This window comes from Sphingobium abikonense NBRC 16140, assembly GCF_001598335.1.
GTDB lineage: Bacteria > Pseudomonadota > Alphaproteobacteria > Sphingomonadales > Sphingomonadaceae > Sphingobium > Sphingobium abikonense.
Genome location: NZ_BCYT01000008.1, coordinates 106,195 through 124,959, shown reverse-complemented (window position 1 = coordinate 124,959; position 18,765 = coordinate 106,195). Strand labels below are relative to the sequence as shown.

General features: G+C 63.5%; 15 protein-coding genes and 1 other RNA gene. 8 read left to right on the top strand and 8 right to left on the bottom strand.

All coding sequences use genetic code 11. The features are described from left to right. Window positions 1-123: 123 nt before the first annotated feature. The 4 genes from SAB01S_RS11290 to ssrA form a co-directional block, all read right to left on the bottom strand. Window positions 124-2,817, bottom strand: a complete 2,694-nt coding sequence (locus SAB01S_RS11290; RefSeq protein ID WP_062733096.1) for a TonB-dependent receptor domain-containing protein — start codon at window positions 2,815-2,817, stop codon at window positions 124-126. Between the two features lie 91 nt (window positions 2,818-2,908). Continuing rightward, window positions 2,909-4,504, bottom strand: a complete 1,596-nt coding sequence (locus tag SAB01S_RS11285; RefSeq protein WP_062733095.1) for a beta-helix domain-containing protein — start codon at window positions 4,502-4,504, stop codon at window positions 2,909-2,911. 265 nt (window positions 4,505-4,769) lie between these two features. Continuing rightward, window positions 4,770-5,153, bottom strand: a complete 384-nt coding sequence (locus SAB01S_RS11280; protein ID WP_062733094.1) for a tetratricopeptide repeat protein — start codon at window positions 5,151-5,153, stop codon at window positions 4,770-4,772. A gap of 304 nt (window positions 5,154-5,457) precedes the next feature. Continuing rightward, window positions 5,458-5,801: a transfer-messenger RNA gene (gene ssrA, locus SAB01S_RS11275) on the bottom strand. A 64-nt stretch (window positions 5,802-5,865) separates the two neighbouring features. On the opposite strand from ssrA, the gene SAB01S_RS11270 reads away from it, so the two are divergent. The 6 genes from SAB01S_RS11270 to lexA all read left to right on the top strand — a co-directional run bounded on the left by SAB01S_RS11270 (window position 5,866) and on the right by lexA (window position 10,740). Next, entirely contained in the window at window positions 5,866-6,456 is a 591-nt protein-coding gene (locus SAB01S_RS11270) for an anthranilate synthase component II (RefSeq protein WP_062733093.1), read from the top strand. Between the two features lie 85 nt (window positions 6,457-6,541). After that, window positions 6,542-7,534, top strand: a complete 993-nt coding sequence (gene trpD, locus SAB01S_RS11265) for an anthranilate phosphoribosyltransferase (protein WP_062733092.1) — start codon at window positions 6,542-6,544, stop codon at window positions 7,532-7,534. Next, window positions 7,531-8,322: an indole-3-glycerol phosphate synthase TrpC gene (gene trpC, locus SAB01S_RS11260; protein ID WP_062733091.1), complete on the top strand. Its 792-nt coding sequence runs from the start codon at window positions 7,531-7,533 to the stop codon at window positions 8,320-8,322. The genes trpD and trpC overlap by 4 nt, the downstream gene beginning before the upstream one ends. Beyond that, window positions 8,319-8,792 carry a cyclic pyranopterin monophosphate synthase MoaC gene (gene moaC / locus SAB01S_RS11255; protein WP_062733090.1) on the top strand — a complete coding sequence of 158 codons (474 nt, stop codon included), beginning with the start codon at window positions 8,319-8,321 and terminating at the stop codon, window positions 8,790-8,792. The genes trpC and moaC overlap by 4 nt, the downstream gene beginning before the upstream one ends. Next, window positions 8,789-9,967, top strand: a complete 1,179-nt coding sequence (locus SAB01S_RS11250; protein ID WP_062733089.1) for a molybdopterin molybdotransferase MoeA — start codon at window positions 8,789-8,791, stop codon at window positions 9,965-9,967. Before moaC ends, SAB01S_RS11250 begins: the two co-directional genes overlap by 4 nt. Window positions 9,968-10,068: 101 nt before the next feature. Next, complete coding sequence (lexA, locus tag SAB01S_RS11245; RefSeq protein WP_062733088.1) at window positions 10,069-10,740, top strand: transcriptional repressor LexA; 672 nt, start codon at window positions 10,069-10,071, stop codon at window positions 10,738-10,740. Here the strand turns inward: lexA and SAB01S_RS11240 are convergent. Then, window positions 10,731-12,872 (bottom strand): ComEC/Rec2 family competence protein, encoded by a 2,142-nt coding sequence (locus SAB01S_RS11240; protein WP_083951303.1) that lies wholly within the window; start codon window positions 12,870-12,872, stop codon window positions 10,731-10,733. The genes lexA and SAB01S_RS11240 overlap by 10 nt on opposite strands. A 49-nt stretch (window positions 12,873-12,921) precedes the next feature. On the opposite strand from SAB01S_RS11240, the gene gltX reads away from it, so the two are divergent. After that, the gene (gene gltX / locus SAB01S_RS11235) at window positions 12,922-14,379 is read left to right on the top strand and encodes a glutamate--tRNA ligase (protein ID WP_062733139.1); all 1,458 of its coding nucleotides are present in this window, start codon (window positions 12,922-12,924) and stop codon (window positions 14,377-14,379) included. Between the two features lie 20 nt (window positions 14,380-14,399). Further along, a complete protein-coding gene (locus SAB01S_RS11230; protein WP_021225763.1) occupies window positions 14,400-15,686 on the top strand; it encodes a citrate synthase in 1,287 nt (428 codons plus the stop codon). 72 nt (window positions 15,687-15,758) lie between these two features. On the opposite strand, the gene SAB01S_RS11225 is transcribed toward SAB01S_RS11230, so the two are convergent. The 3 genes from SAB01S_RS11225 to SAB01S_RS11215 form a co-directional block, all read right to left on the bottom strand. Continuing rightward, window positions 15,759-17,132, bottom strand: a complete 1,374-nt coding sequence (locus tag SAB01S_RS11225; RefSeq protein WP_062733087.1) for a sensor histidine kinase — start codon at window positions 17,130-17,132, stop codon at window positions 15,759-15,761. Between the two features lie 55 nt (window positions 17,133-17,187). After that, window positions 17,188-18,354 (bottom strand): hypothetical protein, encoded by a 1,167-nt coding sequence (locus SAB01S_RS11220; RefSeq protein WP_062733086.1) that lies wholly within the window; start codon window positions 18,352-18,354, stop codon window positions 17,188-17,190. A gap of 72 nt (window positions 18,355-18,426) precedes the next feature. Further along, window positions 18,427-18,729 (bottom strand): Hpt domain-containing protein, encoded by a 303-nt coding sequence (locus SAB01S_RS11215; RefSeq protein ID WP_021225760.1) that lies wholly within the window; start codon window positions 18,727-18,729, stop codon window positions 18,427-18,429. Between the last annotated feature and the right edge of the window lie 36 nt (window positions 18,730-18,765).

Genomic DNA, 18,765 nt, shown 5'->3' with positions numbered 1-18,765 from the left:
AGGGGCGGATGCAAAGCAGGACGCACGGTTGCCCTCCCTCGTTCCAGAATCGCAACGGCCGGCCCGTCGAAGGACGAGCCGGCCGCGCGATCAGGGGGCGATCAGGCCCCCACCGGACCAAGTTCAGAAGGCTACCGTCAGCGACGCAGCGATCGTCGTGCCGATCTTGTAGCGATTGTAGAATATCTTGGTGCCACCAGCTTCCTGGAACTCCTGATATTTACGACCGGTAATGTTGCGGGCCTCGAACTTGAACTCGCTGTTGATGCCGCCTGGAAGGGTCACGCCCTGACGCGCGACGAAATCGAGCGTCAGGCCTGGCTTTTCCTTGATGTCGGGTTGCAGGTTCGGGCCACGGCTGGTGACGCGGGGGCTGGCATAGGTCAGCAACAGCGTCTGCTGCGATAGCTTGTCGGTATCTTCCAGGCCGATCTGGACGTTGACCAGATGATCCGACTGTCCCGTCAGCGGTGCGCCATCGACGAAATAGTCCGACGCGGCCGGCAGGTCGCCCGTCGTGTAGGTGTAGGGGATGGTCGTGTCGCCATCGCTCACCTTCAGTTCCGACTGGGTATAGGTATAGTTGCCGATCAGCACCACGCGGCGGGTCTGGAAGAAATTGGAGTCCATCCCATCGAGCGGAATATATTTCTGCGCTTCCACTTCAAAGCCGTACAGCGTCGCTTCGGGCGCATTGGCGAAGCTGGTCGTCACCGCATAGGTATCGGTGATGGTCGTGAAGGTTTCGATCGGATTGTCGATCTTCTTGTAGAAGGCCGAGGCCGTCAGCCGCTCGTCACGGCCCATATACCATTCCGCGCGAATATCGGCATTCCACAACTCGCTATCCTGCAGGAACGGGTTGCCGCGATAGAAGCGGTTGGACTCCGTGTCGATGAAGGGCTGCGCGATCAGTTCGCGGAACTGTGGACGGGCGATGGTCTTCGACCCCGATGCGCGGAACTGCAAACCGCCTCCCGCATCATAGGTCAGCGTAACGGCCGGCAGCCAGTAGTCGTTCTTCACCTGATTGAACGGGGTTTCGCCGGTCGAATAGACATCGACGCCTGTCACTGACTGGCGACCATTTTCGTAGCGCACGCCAGCGTCGATGCTGAGGCCCGGGAACAGCTCTGCCTTCACCTGCCCGTACCCGGCATGAACGCGCAGCGCCGCGTCATAGACGGGGTAAAGACCCGAAAAGTCGAGCAGACCAAGGTCGTAAAGCTGGATGGTCGCATCCGACAGGAGATAGTCGGGGCGCAGCTGCTGCACCGGCACCGGCAGGTTCACCGCATCGAAATGCAGCTCATAGCGTGACGAGGTGCGCTTCGTGTCGGTATAGGCATAGCCTGCCGTCACGGTGAAGCTTGGCGCGATCTTGTAGCTGAGGTCCGCGCCGCCCGACCACAAATCTTCGTTCAGGTCGCTGAACGTTACCGAAGCATCGCCGCGCTGACGGTTGAGCGCATTGATGAAGCGGTCGCCAACCGGGTCGATATCGAGATCGCGGTTGGACCGGACATAGACGAACTCCCGTTCATACGGGGCTTCGCGCTGCGAATTGGCATAGCCACCCCGCACGTCAAGGCTCAGCGCATCGTCGAACTTGAACTCGCCCACGAACTGCGTGTCGATCAGCTGCCGCTCATACCACGCGGTCTGCTGCGTCAGATAGTCCGCACCCTGGATAAGCCCGTCATTTTGACCGATCGCCAGTGACGCGCGCTTCAGCGTGTCGCGGATATAGAGGTTGGTCCAGCGCAGCTTCTGCTCGCCCCACTCGACCCCGACGCCCAGCAGGCCGTTGACGGTGATCTGATTGTCGGTGACGACCTGATTATAACTTTTGCCAGCGCCTTCCTCGACCGTCAGCGACGCCTGCTGCAAATTGTCGCGCGTGCGCCATTTGTTGCTGTAGCCGGCCGTGGCAATGATGCCGACGCGCGCGTCGCTGCCGACGTCGAACGCCGTGCCGCCGTTGATCGAGCCGGAGAAATTGAACGGCAGGCTGTTGGTGCGCTGAAGCACCGACGTCTTGCTGTTCAAAAACTGCATGGCGATCGCTTGCTGGTCGGAGCGATCGATATTCGCGAAGGGCACGCCCGCGCCAAAGGCATCCTTGAGCAGCGGCGGCACGTCGCGCGAACTATCGTCAAAGCCGGTCCAGTCGGACTTGCTGCCATAATAGGTATAGCCAAGCTGTCCCGAGGTTTCGGTATTGGCGGAGCTGCCCACGCCGATTTCCAGATAGGATTCAGTGGGAATCGCCTTGGTCGTCAGGTTGATGACACCGCCGCCAAACTCACCCGGAAAGTTGGCCGAAAAGCTCTTCTGCACCAGGGTCGATGCGATCACGCTGGTCGGGAAGATGTCGAGGGGGACGACGCGCTTGAGTGGTTCCGGGCTGGGCAACGGCGATCCGTTGAGCAGCGCCAGCGAATAGCGATCGCCAAGGCCGCGGACATAGACATAACCGCCCGACACGACCGACAGGCCGGTGACGCGCTGAAGCGATCCGGCAATGTCGCCTTCGCCCGTCCGCTTGATGTCGGCAGCCGAGAGGACATTCACCACCTGCGGCGCGGCCTGCGAGATGTTGCTCGTCCGGCGGCCCGTGACGACAATGTCGGATCCGGGAATGGAAACGTCGACATCGCCCGACTGGGCGGCTGCTTCGTCGGCAGTGCTGGGCGTCGTCGACAGGCCCGCGTCGCCGGCGGACGAGGAACTGGTGTCGGTCTGCGCCATCGCCACGGGAGCGACCAGCGCGGTGGAAATCAGGAGCAGGCGCGCCAAGGTCAGCGGCTTCGACATGCTAGGGGTCCCCCTTTGGGAATATACAGTGCAAGAAAGGCGGGGAAGCGTCGGTTCACGCTCCCCCGCCCCTATTGAGGTCAGGTGCCGATCAGGCGGTCGGGATGGCCGTGCAGTTGCCGCTGGCGCTGCCGAAGCTGGCGGTCACGGAATTGCAGGTCCAGCCGGCGTACCAGGTGTCGCTGCTGTCCATGACCGCGCCGACATAGTTGGTGGTCGTGAAAGCGCTGTCGATCGTCTTGGGATCGGTCGCGGTCACGGCGGTTTCGGTCGCGCCGTTGATGAACAGGCTGGTCAGCGACGGCGTGTAGTTGATGCTGCTGTTCGGGCCGGCTTCGAAGATCGACTTCACGACAGCGACGTCGACACCACCGGTGCCCTTGTAGGGCGTGCTGTTGCACTGCATGACCACCGAGATGTAGCGTGGCTTGCCGGCGTCCTGCAGCGTCGTGTCGGCGTCGCGAACGGTCGCGGCGCTGTTGATGCGCAGGCAGCTCTGATCGGGGCTGACGATGATGCCGTTGACCAGCGCCAGGTCCGCGCCGCCACGCAGCAGCATCGAAGCGCCGTCATCGCCGGTGTTCGACCGCTGGATATGCGTGAAGTTGGCGACCTTCAGATACTGGCGGGGCAGCGCGTCTTCGCTGGCGTTGCTGTTGCTGGTCGAACCGTTCGAGTCGGTTTCCAGGAACGTGTCGCCGATATTGTTGTTTGCGCGCTGGACCGAGATCAGGAACTGCGCGGTGCCACGGAAACCGACGTCGGTGTCCAGATTGTCGTCTTCGTTACCCGTCAGCACCAGATATTTCATGTTGGCCGAACCGCCAAAGGCTTCGATGCCGTCGTCCGAGCTGTTGTGGACCTGGATATGGTCGATGACGGTGCCGGTGCCCACGCCCGAGGGGGTCAGCCCCTGCAATTCCTTGCCATCGGCCAAAACGAAGCCCGAATAACGGATCTGCACATAGGAAAGGCGGCCCGAGCTGTCGGCGTCATTCGCGCCGCCATATAGGGCGTTGCTGGTGCCTTCGGTGTCGCGTTCGCACGCCGTCGTGCCGGGCGCGGCAGCGGGTGCCTGGCAATCGGTGATCTTGCCGCGACCCAGCAGCACGATGCCACCCCACTGGCCTGACGACTGGTCGGTCGCGGCACCGGTGACGTTTTCGCGGCTGGTGAAGATGATCGGCGCGCTGGCGCTGCCCACGGCATTGATCTTGTTGCCGCGATTGACCGCCAGATAGGCGTTACCCGTGCTGGCGAACACGACGACGCCCGGATCGATGTTCAGCGTGACGTCGGTGTTGGTCGTGGCAGCGCCTTGATCGGTGCCAACATCGACGCGGCCGGGCAGCGAGTAGATCACGCCTGCGGCCTTGGCGATCGCCGTCGTCGCGGTGAAGCGCGACGGGAAGCCGCAATTGCGCCAGGTGTTGGTGCCGTCGGTGATGGTGCCCAGGTCGCTGAGCTGGTTGGGACCGGCGATGGACGGGCAGCTCGCTGCGGGCGTCACTGCGGTCGGGGTCGGCGTCGGCGTGGGTGTTGGCGTCGGTGTCGGGGTGGGCGTCGGGGCCGGGATGACGATGGTGCCCTCACCCGGGGAAGCGATATCATCCGCGCCGCAGGCGCTCAGACCTACGCAGGCGCAGCTCGCCATCAGGATCGTGTGAATACGGTTAATCTTGGCCATGTCATCTCCGCTCCGGCTTTGCCGGCGTTGTGGAACTGCGGAGCGCAGGGGAATTTACGAATCGGACAACGCCCCCTGTCGCCCTCCCGACGGGCCACTAAGGGGCGCAGGTGACAGGCTCATTCCGCTTCTGTGACGGTCTGGCGTCTTTAAAATGACGGTCGCGTGACACTCATGTCAGGCAAATGACAATGGCGGTGGGGCATGATAAATGGGCGCCATCCCCCAGGATGACGCCCTCCCCCTCATGAACGCAATGAAGCGGTCAGCGCGCGGCAAAACTGGGATTGAGGCGGCTCATCGCGCGGCGGGCGATCACGCGCGACGATTCTTCTTCGCCATTGGCCAGCACCAGCGTCATCTCCGGCGCGAAGCGCGCGGACCGATAGGCCTCCCTCGCCTGTTTCATCCGGCCGGCACCGGCATAGGCATTGCCCAAGTTTATCAGGCGCGCCGGGTCGTTCGCGCTGAAAGGCTGCATCGGCTCCAGCCGCTCGATCGCGGCGTCAAACTGGCCCGAAGCTATTGCATTCGCGGCCAGATTGCCATCCTGTACGCCAAGGACCACAAGGCTGTCGGGAGCAGATTGCGCCATGGCAGGCGCGGCAATAGCCAGCGAAACCCCGATCATCATAGCGGCCTTTAACATCTCTCATCTCCCGAAAAAAACTTTCCAATATAGCCAAGAGTATTTCATTTAGATGACAAGCGCGCAAGCGGGCGACGAGCGCGCGACAAGAACTTTCTTTCACTTAAAGTCAATACGTTAGATATTTTACGCCATAATGTCATAAAAGCGTAATCTAAATAATTGCGCGAATCCGACGCGTTACGAATCACTTTTCCACGGAGCGGACGATGCCGCCCGCCGGCCAAAAAGCCTGCGCTCTCGATAGCGTCGATGTGCGGGAAAAGTCCGGAGGCTTCTGTTGCCCGGCGCCTCCGGGGGCCGCTGAATTCCCTTCTGTTGCCCGGTGGGTTCAACCGCGCTATTTTAGAGTAATGTCAGGCCGTGAGGCCCTCAATTACGCTGCAATGGCGAGTGCTTCGTTATCGTTGGCACTTGTGAGTTTTGCACAGTTTAACGGCTTACACGGGCCGGGTGAAAACATCGCCTTTCAACACACGTCGATCCTAGTTCGGCCCCGTCATCTTCCCCGCTGCGCGAGAGAGGTGGTGGAGCCGCCGGGTACTGCCCCCGGGTCCGCTGCGTCTATTATACGACACACTTTATCACCATAGCCGGGCGAACCCGGCACAGCAGCATATGGGCGCAAGCAAATGATTCTTCAAGCGCCGCGGGATGCGGTGTTCGCTTCCGGCATCTTTCCAGCACGACGCTTAGCCGCTAGAAGCTGCCCATGATCCTCGTCATCGACAATTATGACAGCTTCACCTGGAACCTGGTCCATTATCTCATGGAACTGGGCGCCAAGGTGGAGGTCGTCCGTAACGACGCCATTTCGGCCGGCCAGGCGCTATCGAGCGGCGCCAAGGCGTTTCTCCTGTCGCCCGGTCCCTGCACCCCCAATGAGGCCGGTGTCAGCCTGGACCTGGTCGCGGCCTGCGCGCACGCGGGCGCGCCGTTACTGGGCGTGTGCCTGGGCCATCAGGCCATCGGCCAGCATTTCGGTGGCAAGGTCGTGCGCGGCGGGCTGATGCACGGCAAGACATCGCCGGTCAGCCATGACGGCACCGGCCTGTTTCGGGACCTGCCCTCCCCCTTCACCGCCACGCGCTATCACTCGCTGATCGTGGAGGACATTCCCGACAGCCTGATCGTCAACGCGACGAGCGAGGATGGGTCGGTCATGGGCTTCCGCCACGCCAGCCTGCCGATCCATTCGGTGCAGTTTCATCCCGAAAGCATCGCCACCGAACATGGCCATGCAATGCTGGCCAATTTCCTGACGCTGGCGGGGCTGCCCGTACGCCGACGCGAAGCCGCCTGATCGAACCGAGGGGCACCGCAAAAAACATCGCTCGCCCGCCTTGCCCCTCGACTTACCGTGCCTGCGCTGATTAAGGCGAGCCGTCATGACCCGTCTGCCCGATCCTTCCACGCCACTGTCCGGCGAAGCCGCAACGGTCGCCTTCGACCTGCTGTTCGACGCCGACCTGCCTGACGAGGATATCAAAGCGTTTCTGGTGACGATGGCGCGGCGCGGTGAAACGGCGACCGAAATCGCCGCTGCCGCCCGCGCCATGCGCGCGCGCATGATCGCCGTCAGCGCGCCGCCTGGCGCCATCGACGTGTGCGGAACCGGCGGCGATGGCCACCATACGCTCAACGTCTCGACCGCCGTCAGCCTGGTCGTGGCAGCCGCCGGCGTGCCCGTCGCTAAACATGGCAATCGCGCGGCCTCGTCAAAGGCGGGTGCGGCCGATACGCTCGAAGCGCTGGGTCTCGACCTCGATCGCGCCGCCGCCACCGCCGAAGCGACGCTGGCGGACCTGGGCATAGGCTTCCTTTTCGCACAAAATTATCATCCCGCGCTCAAACGGCTCGGCCCCATCCGCCGTGCCATTGGCGAGCGCACCATCTTCAACCTCATGGGGCCGCTCGCCAACCCGGCCAATGTCCGTCGCCAGCTGGTCGGCATCGCCCGGCCGGATTACGTGCCCATCTATGCGCAGGCGCTGGCAGAACTGGGCGTCGACCGGGCGATGATCGTATCGGGCGACGAAGGACTGGACGAGCTGTCGCTGGCGGGCGGCAACGCTATGGCGGAAGTCAAGGATCACACGCTGGTCGCCATGCACCGCCTGAATGCGGCTGACCTTGGCCTGCCCAACCGCCCCGTCTCGGCAATCCGGGGCGGTGACGCGGCCTATAATGCGGCGGCTCTGCGCGCCTTGCTAAAGGGCGAGCCGGGGGCCTATCGCGATGCCGTGCTGCTTAACGCCGCCGTCGCGCTGGTGGTGGCGGATGCCGCCATCGACCTGCGCGAAGGGCTGGAGGAAGCGGCCGAAACGCTCGATCGCGGCCTTGCCAACGCGCTTTTGAATTGCTGGATTGCCTATACATGACCAACAAGTTGATCGAAATCTGCGACGTCAAGCGCCAGGAGGTTGCGCGGCGAAAGGCGACAACCAGCATCGCAAGCCTGCAAGCGCGCGCCGCCGAACAGACGCCCCCACGCGGATTCCGGCGCGCGCTGGACGCTGCATCCGCGTCGGGCTTCGGCCTGATCGCAGAGGTCAAGAAGGCCAGCCCGTCCAAGGGGCTGATCCGCGCCGATTTCGATCCGCCGGCCCATGCCGCCGCCTATGCCGCGGGCGGCGCGGCCTGCCTGTCGGTCCTGACCGACGAACCCTATTTTCAAGGATCGGATGACTATCTAGTCGCCGCTCGCGCCGCTTGCCCGCTGCCGGTGCTGCGCAAGGATTTCATGGTCGATCCCTGGCAGGTGCTGGAAAGCCGGGCGCTGGGCGCCGACGCCATCCTCATCATCGTCGCCGCATTGGATGATGGCCAGATGCGCGAAATAGAGGATGCCGCGCTAGGCCTCGGCATGGACGCGCTGATCGAGGTGCATGACGAAGGCGAACTGGACCGCGCCCTTGCGCTGCGCTCGCGCCTCATCGGCGTCAACAATCGCGACCTGCGCGATTTCAGCGTCGATTTCGCGCGCACTTATGAACTGGTCGGCAAGGCACCGGCAGGCTGCACCTTCGTTGCCGAAAGCGGGCTTGGCAGTCATGACGATCTTGTCGCCATGTCCGCCCATGGCGTCCGCTGTTTCCTGGTCGGCGAAACGCTGATGCGGCAGGCCGATGTCGAAGCCGCCACGCGCACGTTGCTGACCGGCGCATGAGCGGCCTCACGCATCTCGACGCCGAAGGCTCGGCCCGCATGGTCGATGTGTCGGCCAAGGCCGTCACCGTGCGCGAAGCCATTGCCGCAGGCCGGATCGACATGAGCAGTCAAGCGGCCCGAGCCATCGCGGAGGGGCTGGTAAAAAAGGGCGATGTGCTGGCGGTTGCGCGCGTCGCCGGCATCATGGCGGCCAAACGCACTGCAGACCTCATCCCGCTCTGCCATCCAATCGCGCTCAGCGCGGTGACGGTGGACTTCGCCCTCGACGATCATGGCGTCGCGGTCGAAGCAACCGCGCGAACAGCGGGCCAGACCGGCGTGGAGATGGAGGCGCTGACGGCCGCGTCAGTCGCGCTTCTCACCATCTATGACATGGCCAAGGCGCTGGACAAGACCATGGTCATTCGCGACGTCCGGTTGATCACAAAGACAGGCGGCAAGTCGGGCGACTGGCGGCGGCCGGAATGAGCCTCCTGCCGGTCGCAGAGGCGCAGGCGCGCCTGTTCGGACTTGCAGAGCCATTGCCGACACAGACGCTGCCTGTTGGCGAGGCGGTGGGCCGCTGGCTGGCAGAGGACCTGCTCGCCCTGCGTGACCAGCCTTGGGCCGACCTGTCGGCGATGGATGGCTATGCGGTGCGCGCGATCGAATATCCGGGGCCTTGGCGCGTGACGGGCGAAAGCGCCGCCGGCGCTGCCACGCCTTCACCGCTCGCGCCGGGCGAAGCGCTGCGCATCTTCACCGGCGCGCCCGTCCCGCCGGGCGCCGACGCCATCCTCATTCAGGAAAATGCGACGCGGGATGCTGGCATGCTGACGGCCAGCGCCGATCCCTTGCCCGCCGGGCGCCATATGCGGGCGCAGGCATCCGATTTCGCGCGCGGGGCCATATTGCTGGAACGGGGTTCGCGCTTGGGTGCGGCGCAGGTCGCCCTTGCAGTACTTGGCGGCCATGGCTGCGTCCCGGTGCGCCGCCGTCCGCGCGTGGCTCTGCTCTCAACCGGCAACGAACTGGTCCCGCCCGGCTCCGATACCCCGCCCGGCATGCTGCCCTCGTCCAACGCCCCGATGCTGGCCGCCTTGCTCGCCGATGTGCCGTGCGAGGTGATGGATCTTGGCATCGTCGCGGACGATCTTGACGCCATGACCGCGGCCTTTCATCAAGCCGCTCAGGCGGACATAATCGTGTCGACGGGCGGCGCGTCGGTGGGTGATCATGATCTGGTTCGCCCCGCTTTCGCGGCGGCGGGCGGCACGCTCGACTTCTGGAAAATCCGGATGCGTCCCGGCAAACCGCTGATGGCCGGGACGCTGGGGCAGGCGCAGTTCCTCGGCCTGCCTGGCAATCCCGTCTCGGCCTTCGTCACAGGCATCCTGTTCCTGCTTCCGCTCGTGCGCCATTTGTCCGGCGCCGCGCATCCCCTGCCCTTCCTGACCGACGCGGCGCTCGCCTCCCCGCTGCCCGCCACCGGTGATCGCGACGACTATCTGCGCGCTTGGCGATCGGCCGATGGAATCGTGTCGGTCACGTCGCAGGACAGTGCCGCCACCGCCGCCATGGCGAAGGCGGATTGCCTGATCCTGCGCCCGGCGCACGCCCCGCCCGCACGGCCGGGCGATCGCGTCATCATCCTGCCGCTCTAACGAAAGCCGCGCGCATCGCCACCTGCGTAGTTTGCCGCGCTTGACTAATCTCTTTGTGTTTCCTATGCGTTCCTTATTCGTTCCAGAGAAGGATCGCAGCGATGTTGACGCCCAAGCAGCAGGAATTGCTGAGCTTCATTCATAACCGGCTGGAGGAAGGCGGCGTTTCGCCTTCTTTCGAGGAAATGAAGGACGCGCTCGACCTGCGATCCAAGTCCGGCATCCATCGCCTGATCAACGCGCTGGAGGAGCGCGGCTTCATTCGCCGCCTGCCCAACCGGGCCCGCGCGCTTGAAGTTTTGAAGTTGCCCGACGCGATGCACCGCACGCCGGCCGCGCCTATCGCTCTGCCGCCAAAGGCTGCGGCCCCGATCCCGATTGCCGCCAATGATGTGCTCGAAATTCCCTTGCATGGACGGATCGCGGCCGGCGTTCCCATTGAGGCGATGGAGGGGCAGACCATGTTGTCCGTGCCAGCAGCGTTGCTGGGTTCGGGCGATCATTATGCGTTGGAGGTGTCGGGCGATTCCATGGTCGACGCCGGGATACTGGACGGCGATTTTGCGCTCATCCAGCGCACCGATGTCGCGCGCGAGGGACAGATTGTGGTCGCATTGATCGACGATAATGAAGCCACGCTCAAATATTTCCGGCGCGATGGTGGCCGGGTGCGGCTCGATCCTGCAAACCCGGCCTATGAACCGCAAGTCTATGATCCCCGCCAGGTGCGTATCCAGGGCAAGCTTGCGGGTCTGTTGCGTCGCTATAACTGACGGGAAAGGCGTCGTTTTCTAGTCTGCGGCGTCGCAATCCAGGGATGTTCGTCGCCCGGGCGATGAACGGTGTGAACTTCGCCTTGTGCCAGGCTGATTGACAGGCCGCCCGTTCGCGCCAGCAGCCAGCGATCAATGCGTAACCAGCGGGGTCGGCACCAGCGCGGCAGGCGACGATCGCTGATGACGATGTCCGACTGCGCACAGGCTTGTTCGAAGACCGGCCGCTCGATCAGCATATCGCTGCGCGTCATCAGCAAACGCCATGTCCTCCCGGCCGCATCGCTCATGTTGAGAGCGCAAAGATCGGTCGAGCAACGGGCCGCCGGGAGGTCCGCGATGGCGCTGAGGTCCCCTTCATATCCAGCGCTCTCCGACAGCGTATCTCTTACATAGTCCCCGGCCCGATCGCGCAATATCGCCATGCCGCCCCCCGAACGGATCGCCACATGCCGCCCATCGCCCGTCACCAGCAGGTCGGGCGAAGGCGCCGAAATAACCAGCGCCACGCCGACGACAACCGGCGGCAGGCCAAGCCACCGCCACCGCGTGCGCCAGAGGAGGCACCAGAGCAGGCCAGCGATCACCATGCCAAACAGGCCCGGGCGCATGGCCGGCGCCAGCAGCGTCGCCAGCGGACTTGCTGCCACGCCATGAGCGAGGGCAAGAAGCAGATCGAGCGCATGACCCGTCATCCACCAGAAGGGCGCGCCAAGACCGGCCAGATCGAACAGCAGCGCCAACACCTCCAGAGGCATGACGACAAAGGTCGTGAGCGGAATGGCGATCAGGTTGGCAAAGGCCCCGAGCAGGCCGGCCTTGTGAAAGTGAAACAGGGCAATCGGCATCAGCACCAGTTCGACGACCAGCCCGGTCGCCAGCGTCACTGCGAGGGCGCGCGCACATTTGCGAAGCCAATGCTCTTCCCGTGCCGCGGCAAAGGCACGAAAGCGGCGATGCTCCGCCAAGGCGACGATCGCGGTCACGGCCGCGAAGCTCATCTGGAAACTCGGCCCGACCAGAGATTCCGGCCAGAGCAACAGGACTATCAGCGCTCCGGTGGCGACCAGCCGCAAGGTGATGGCGTCGCGCCCCAGCGCCAGCCCTCCCAGAACCAGAAGCGCCGCGATACAGGATCGCACAGTCGGCACCTCTGCCCCGGTCAGCCAGGTATAGCCGATGCCGACCAGCGCCCCGCCCCCGGCAGCGATCAGCATCAGGGGCCAATCGAGCGCGGCCCTGCGGCTGATGGCCATGACGCGCATCAACAGAAAAATCGTCGCGCCGATCAGGGCCGTCACATGCAGGCCGCTGATCGACAACAGATGCGCGAGGCCGCTGCGCCGCATCGCCTCGGCGTCGGCTTCGCTGATCGCGCCCTGGTCGCCGGTGGCCAGCGCGGCGGCAATGCCTTCCGCCGGTCCTTCCACCTGCTCCAATATATGCGCGAACAATCGCGCGCGCAGAGGGGGCGCTTCGCGTGTCGGCTCCAGAACGGTAATCGGCTTCAGCGCCTTTCCCGTCGCCCCTATGCCCTGAAAATAGGCCCGCGCTGCAAAGTCATAGGCGCCGGGCACGGCTGGGGGAGCCGGGGGCATCAGCCGCGTGCGAAACCGGATGACAGCACCTTTGCCCAACCCATCGGGCACATCTTCGACCGGAATATTGACCCGCACTATGGCCGGCAGCGCAGGTGCATCGATTGGCCGGAGCATGGCGCGGACCATATCTTGCGCGGGCACGGCGCGAACCGACTGCACCCTGGCGGTCATATCCACGAACGCCACGCGCGCCAGGGGAGGTTGCCCCAGCAGCGCGGCCTTCCCCCATATCAACAGGCACCCGATGGTCGCCAGCACGGCGCCGGCGATCAGGATATGGCGCAGACGGCCAGATGTCGGCGACAATGCCCCGAGCGCGGCGACGCCCAGCGCAAAACAGCAAAAGGCCAGCCACTGCGCGGGATTGAGCAGCAGAAACCAAGCAACGATGCCCGCGCCAAGCCCGACCGGCGCCCACAGCGCGACCTGCTCACGCTCTGTTTCCAGCCAGGTTTCCAGCTTTGGAAAAATTCGCGCCGCATGCGTCACGATCCGCCCGCGATAGGAGGTTTGTCGTGGCTCAAAAGCCATGCTAGGGGGCGTCGGATTCATGGATCAGATAAGGCGAATGTCAAAGAATATGACGGCGAGCGCAACGGGAAAGAACAAGCAGGTGGTGACCCGTTTCGCCCCGTCCCCCACTGGCTATCTGCATATTGGCGGCGCACGGACCGCGCTCTTCAATTGGCTGTTCGCGCGCCACCATGGTGGCAAGTTCCTTTTGCGGATTGAGGATACCGATCGGACCCGTTCCACCGACGATGCTGTTGCCGCCATTTTCGACGGATTGGAGTGGTTGGGCCTCGGCGGCGACGAACCGGCGGTCTTTCAGTTTGAACGCACGCCACGCCATGCCGAAGTCGCCGCCCAACTGCTTGCGGCCGGGCATGCCTATAAATGTTTCGCGACGCCCGAAGAACTGGCCGAGCTGCGCGAACAGCAGCGCGCCGCAAAGCAGCCCATGCGCTATGATGGCCGCTGGCGCGACCGCGATCCAGCCGAAGCCCCCGAAGGCGCGCCCTATGTAATCCGCATCAAGGCGCCGCGAGAGGGCGAAACCGTCATCCAGGATGCGGTTCAGGGTCGCGTTGTCGTCCAGAATGCCGAGCTTGACGACATGATCCTGCTGCGGTCTGACGGCACCCCTACCTATATGCTGGCTGTCGTTGTCGATGATCGCGACATGGGCGTCACGCACGTCATCCGTGGCGATGATCACCTCAACAACGCCTTCCGCCAGCTGACGATCATCAAGGCCATGGCCAGGATCGAGGATGGCTGGGGCGAACCCGTCTATGCACACATTCCGCTGATCCACGGCTCGGACGGGGCGAAACTGTCCAAGCGTCATGGCGCGCTCGGCGTCGATGCCTATCGCGACGATATGGGAATGCTGCCCGAAGCGGTGCTGAATTATCTTTTGCGGCTTGGCTGGGGGCATGGCGACGAGGAGATCATCTCGATCGATCGCGCGATTGAACTATTCGACATCGACGGCGTCGGCCGCTCTCCTTCACGGTTCGACATCAAGAAACTGGAAAATCTCAACGGTCATTATCTGCGCGAAGCTGACGATGCGCGCCTCGCTGCCCTCGTCGCGCCCCGCGTCGAGTCGCGTCTCAATACGCAACTCACCCCTGCGCAGACCGATATTCTGCGCCTGGCGATGACCCCGCTCAAGCCGCGTGCCAAAACGCTCGATGACATTGCGGAGGGCGCGGAGTTCCTGTTCAAATCTTGCCCGCTCGACTTTGACGAGAAGGCCTCCGCTCTGCTAGATGAGCCCGCGCGTGCGCTGCTGACAAAGACAGCCGACGCTCTGCGGACTGCTCCGTCCTGGACAGTCGAAGCGATCGAAGACGTGATACGCCGCGTGGCAGAGGATGCTGGCCTGGGGCTTGGCAAGGTGGCGCAACCGCTGCGCGCCGCCCTGACCGGCCGCACGGTCTCACCGGGCATTTTTGACGTCCTCTTCCTTTTGGGAAGAGAGGAAAGCTTGGAACGGCTGACTGCAGCAGGGCACGCTGCGGCCGGTTGATGGCACTCAAGGAGAAAAACATGTCGGATAACAAGGCCAGTTTGACAATCGGGAGCGATGCCCAGGATTATGCCATCATGGATGGCACGATGGGCCCCCAGGTCATCGACGTTCGCAAGCTTTACGCCAACACCGGCATGTTCACCTATGATCCGGGTTTCACGTCCACCGCCAGCTGTGACTCGGGGCTGACCTATATCGACGGCGATGAAGGCGTGCTGCTGCATCGTGGCTACCCCATTGGCCAGCTCGCCGAACAATCCAGCTTCATGGAGGTGAGCTACCTGTTGCTGAACGGCGAATTGCCGTCGGCCAAGGAACTGGACGAGTTCACGCGCACGATCACGCGTCACACAATGATCCACGAACAGCTGACGACCTTCTATCGCGGCTTCCGCCGGGACGCCCATCCCATGGCGATCATGTGCGGCGTGGTGGGGGCCCTGTCGGCCTTCTATCACGATTCGACCGACATCAACGATCCGGAACAGCGCCGCATCGCCAGCCATCGGTTGATTGCCAAGATGCCGACGATCGCGGCGATGGCGTATAAATATTCGGTGGGTCAGCCCTTCGTTTATCCGCGCAATGACCTCAGCTACACCGCCAATTTCCTGCGGATGACCTTCTCGGTCCCGGCGGAAGAATATGAAGTCGATCCCGTCATCGTCGATGCGATGGACAAAATTTTCATCCTGCATGCCGATCATGAACAGAATGCCTCGACGTCGACCGTGCGCCTTGCCGGCTCGTCGGGTGCCAATCCATTTGCGTGCATTGCCGCCGGCATCGCCTGCCTGTGGGGTCCCGCGCATGGCGGCGCCAATGAGGCCGCGCTCAACATGCTGCGTGAAATCGGCACGGTGGACCGGATTCCGGAATATATCGCCCGCGCCAAGAACAAGGACGATCCGTTCCGCCTGATGGGCTTTGGCCACCGGGTCTACAAAAATTACGATCCGCGCGCGACCGTCATGCAGAAAACGGCAAAGGACGTGCTGGAAAAGCTGGGCGTCGACGATCCGATTTTCGACGTTGCCAAGGAACTGGAGCAGATCGCGCTCAACGATCCTTATTTCATCGAAAAGAAACTCTACCCGAATGTCGACTTCTATTCGGGCGTCATCCTGTCGGCCATCGGCTTCCCGACGGAAATGTTCACCGTACTGTTCGCCCTCGCGCGCACCGTTGGCTGGGTTGCGCAGTGGAACGAAATGATCTCCGATCCTGCGCAGAAGATCGGTCGTCCGCGCCAGCTCTACACTGGGCCGACGCAACGCGATTATGTGCCGGTCGACAAGCGCTGATCGGGATACCATCCAACGAAGGCGGCGTCCGGTTCGGGCGCCGTTTTTGTTTCGCGCTGAGGGGTCGTGACGCTAATTCTTCGCCGGCAAGCTGAGGATGAACCGCGCGCCCTCGCCGACCGCGCCGCCAATTTCGATATCTCCGCCCATCGCTCTCGCCAGACGCCGGGAAATATAGAGGCCAAGGCCACTGCCACCAGCGTCGTCACGCCCCAGCCGTTCAAACTTTTCGAAAATACGTTCCCGGTCCGCCATGGCCACACCATTGCCTTGATCGATCACCATGATCCGGGCCTGGCCACGCGCCTGTTCGGTGACCACCCGCACCATGCTGCCTTCGGGCGAGTAGCGGACTGCGTTGCTGATCAGGTTGACCAGAATTTGCAAAACACGTCGAAATTCGCCGGTCGCCATCGCGCTGGCATCTTCGGGCGGTGGAACGATCAATATCTGGCGATCCAGCGCCTTGACGCGAAGCAGACCGGCCGCGCGACGACCAAGATCGGCCAGATCCACGTCTTCCAGGATGACGGAAAAATCCGGGCGATCAATCGCCTGAAGATCGGCTAGATCGTCAATCAATGCCATCAGATGACGGCCGGCCGACGCAATGTCATTGGCATAGCCGGCATAATCGGCCCGCAATGGTCCTTCCATCTGCGCACTGATCGTGTCGGCATTGGCGATGATGCGCCCCAATGGCTGCCGCAAGGACCGGTCTAGCCGCTTGCCAAACTCGGCGGGATAAAGTGTAACGTCAGGCTCCCGGGCCAAGGGTGCCAGCACCATGTGATCCAAGGGGAAAGCCGCTCCGCGATATCCGATCAACTGGCCTGCCAGATCGAACAGGGGATAGCCGGACAGTTGGAACAGCCGCGCAGGATCACTCGCCTGCGCTGCGACTTGATGTCGAAAGGCGCGGCGTTGCGCGACACCGCGCAGCATCGGCAGGTCGCCATCCTCTTCCGCACGCAGGTCAAAGAAGCCGGCAAAGCGCGACCCCGCCAAAGGTGGCGATGCGGGCAAGACGCCCTGAGGCCCGTGTCCGGCCGCCGTCATTTCGAACCGCAATTCGGTATCGATCTGCCACGTCCACCCTTCGGCGAGCGCGGCCAGGTCAGCCTCTCGCCGGAGCGTTTCCGTCGACTCGCCTTCAACTGGGCGTTCGTGCCAGTCGATGATCGCCATCGCCACGCCGCCCGCGTCAGGGCGCGCCCTCACCCACATATCGATCAGACCACGCTCGGTCGCCGCGATGACGGGACGGGACACCGCCGCATCCATCCGTTGGACCAGACGCGCGATGGCCGCGAGTTGCGGCACGGCCATCGCGGTGCCAATGTCGCCGCCCGCCTCCCTTTGCAGCCCTAATATGGGGGCGTCCGCGCTGAGCAGCCGCCTGTCCGCCGACAGGCTGGCGCGCAAAATGGTTGAGGGGCCGCTCATGACCCGAACCATAAATGTACGTCGTTAAAATGCACTAAACCGTGCAGGAGAAAATTCAGGCGCGCCGGCGCAGGATGAGCGCACCGGCAGACGCGATGGCGGCGAGCATGCTGAAGCGATAAGCCTCCTGCATGAAGCCAAGCGCGCCGCCGATGATCAACAGGATCAGCAGCGTGGCGGGCGTCAGCACCATCCATGGCATTGCTCCGCCCAGACGTCGCCAGCGCAGCGCGACGAGCAGCACCATCACGAGCAAGGCAAGGTCGAACGCCACCGCGCTGGCGCCAGCCAGGGTGATACCGATGAGGGCCAGGGCGGGCGTGGCAAAAGCGGTCCAGCCCTTCGGCGGCGGGCGCAGTGCCAGTTCATCCAGACGGTCGGCGGAGTCGGAAAGGAGGATTGCCAGCAGCATCAGGCAGAAACCCGGCAATATCCAGGTCAATTCGATCGGCACCAAAGCGATGGCGGCCAACGCCATCGCGCCGATGCGCACCTGAAAAGCCGGCACCTGCAGGCGCATCAGGGTCGCGCCGAGGGATCGCGCGACCGGGGCGAAGACATAATGTTCCACGCCGCCGCGATCATAGGCGCGTGTCGTCTCGACGGAGGTGACGGCCTGCGCGACGAGGTCCGCTTGCTGCTGGCTCTCGACCATCGCTGCCCTGCCTTCCAGCAGGTCGGCCTCCGGCACCGTGATGCGCCTCGCGCCCTTCTGGACCGCGCTGCGCACCAAGGTAAGCGCAAGGTCCCAGTCGCCGATCATGTCGAGCGTTCCGAACAACAGGCCGGGACTGATCCGGGCGAGCCCGGCCCAGCGTTGACCTGCATCGATCCGTTCAAGCGGAGCGCTGGCGCGGGAATCGTCCGCGACCAGCAACGTATCCCCGGCCGCCGAGCCCATATGATCGACATGCGCCTGGGCGACGATCGTCCCGTCCGCGATCAACAGAATATCGGTGTCGCGCGGTGCATCGCGCACCATCGACACCATATCCCGCACCAGCGCGACGGCGATCCCGTCAGCGCTTAACCTGTCCACGGCCTGCGACAAGGCGGGGGTGATGACGCTTACCATCACGAAGATACGGTCCGCGCCGGCGCGTACCGCCTGTCGCGCCTGATATTCCACCAGCGTCTGCCCCGCAAAATGCAGACAGGCGCGCAGCCCCCCCGACGAATCAGCCGAAGCGCGGCTGGCGCTTAAAATGGCGGCGAAACTCATGATATGATGACGAGGACCCGTTTTTAACTGGCCATCTTTTCGCAAGGGCAAGCACTGGACGCAAGTCCAGTGTCAATCGCGCGCCAGCATATCCAGCGTGGCCTGCAATCGCCGCAAGATTTTCGGATCGCCGGGGGCAGATTGCGCTGCTTCGTCCGCCAGTGCCATCAGGGATGTCAGTCCGAAGCTTGCCGCCAGGCCTTTCAGCCGCCATGCGGCCAGATGCCAGTTGGCGTCACAGCGCGCACGCCCCAAAAGGTCTATCTGACGGGCGGCGCTTTCCAGGAACGCGACGCGCAGATCGGCAACGAGCGCTGTATCGTCGCCGACGGCCGCGGCCAGTGCCGCATCGAGAGCGCCAGGATCATAGGACATGGCGACCAACTCTATCTGGCTTGCGTTAAGTTTTGG

What these genes read in the sequence shown, in the direction of transcription:
- SAB01S_RS11290 (WP_062733096.1), bottom strand. Translation starts at nt 2,817, where the DNA reads ATGTCGAAGCCGCTGACCTTGGCGCGCCTGCTCCTGATTTCCACCGCG.
- SAB01S_RS11285 (WP_062733095.1), bottom strand. Translation starts at nt 4,504, where the DNA reads ATGGCCAAGATTAACCGTATTCACACGATCCTGATGGCGAGCTGCGCC.
- SAB01S_RS11280 (WP_062733094.1), bottom strand. Translation starts at nt 5,153, where the DNA reads ATGTTAAAGGCCGCTATGATGATCGGGGTTTCGCTGGCTATTGCCGCG.
- SAB01S_RS11270 (WP_062733093.1), top strand. Translation starts at nt 5,866, where the DNA reads ATGATCCTCGTCATCGACAATTATGACAGCTTCACCTGGAACCTGGTC.
- trpD (WP_062733092.1), top strand. Translation starts at nt 6,542, where the DNA reads ATGACCCGTCTGCCCGATCCTTCCACGCCACTGTCCGGCGAAGCCGCA.
- trpC (WP_062733091.1), top strand. Translation starts at nt 7,531, where the DNA reads ATGACCAACAAGTTGATCGAAATCTGCGACGTCAAGCGCCAGGAGGTT.
- moaC (WP_062733090.1), top strand. Translation starts at nt 8,319, where the DNA reads ATGAGCGGCCTCACGCATCTCGACGCCGAAGGCTCGGCCCGCATGGTC.
- SAB01S_RS11250 (WP_062733089.1), top strand. Translation starts at nt 8,789, where the DNA reads ATGAGCCTCCTGCCGGTCGCAGAGGCGCAGGCGCGCCTGTTCGGACTT.
- lexA (WP_062733088.1), top strand. Translation starts at nt 10,069, where the DNA reads ATGTTGACGCCCAAGCAGCAGGAATTGCTGAGCTTCATTCATAACCGG.
- SAB01S_RS11240 (WP_083951303.1), bottom strand. Translation starts at nt 12,872, where the DNA reads ATGGCTTTTGAGCCACGACAAACCTCCTATCGCGGGCGGATCGTGACG.
- gltX (WP_062733139.1), top strand. Translation starts at nt 12,922, where the DNA reads ATGACGGCGAGCGCAACGGGAAAGAACAAGCAGGTGGTGACCCGTTTC.
- SAB01S_RS11230 (WP_021225763.1), top strand. Translation starts at nt 14,400, where the DNA reads ATGTCGGATAACAAGGCCAGTTTGACAATCGGGAGCGATGCCCAGGAT.
- SAB01S_RS11225 (WP_062733087.1), bottom strand. Translation starts at nt 17,132, where the DNA reads ATGAGCGGCCCCTCAACCATTTTGCGCGCCAGCCTGTCGGCGGACAGG.
- SAB01S_RS11220 (WP_062733086.1), bottom strand. Translation starts at nt 18,354, where the DNA reads ATGAGTTTCGCCGCCATTTTAAGCGCCAGCCGCGCTTCGGCTGATTCG.
- SAB01S_RS11215 (WP_021225760.1), bottom strand. Translation starts at nt 18,729, where the DNA reads ATGTCCTATGATCCTGGCGCTCTCGATGCGGCACTGGCCGCGGCCGTC.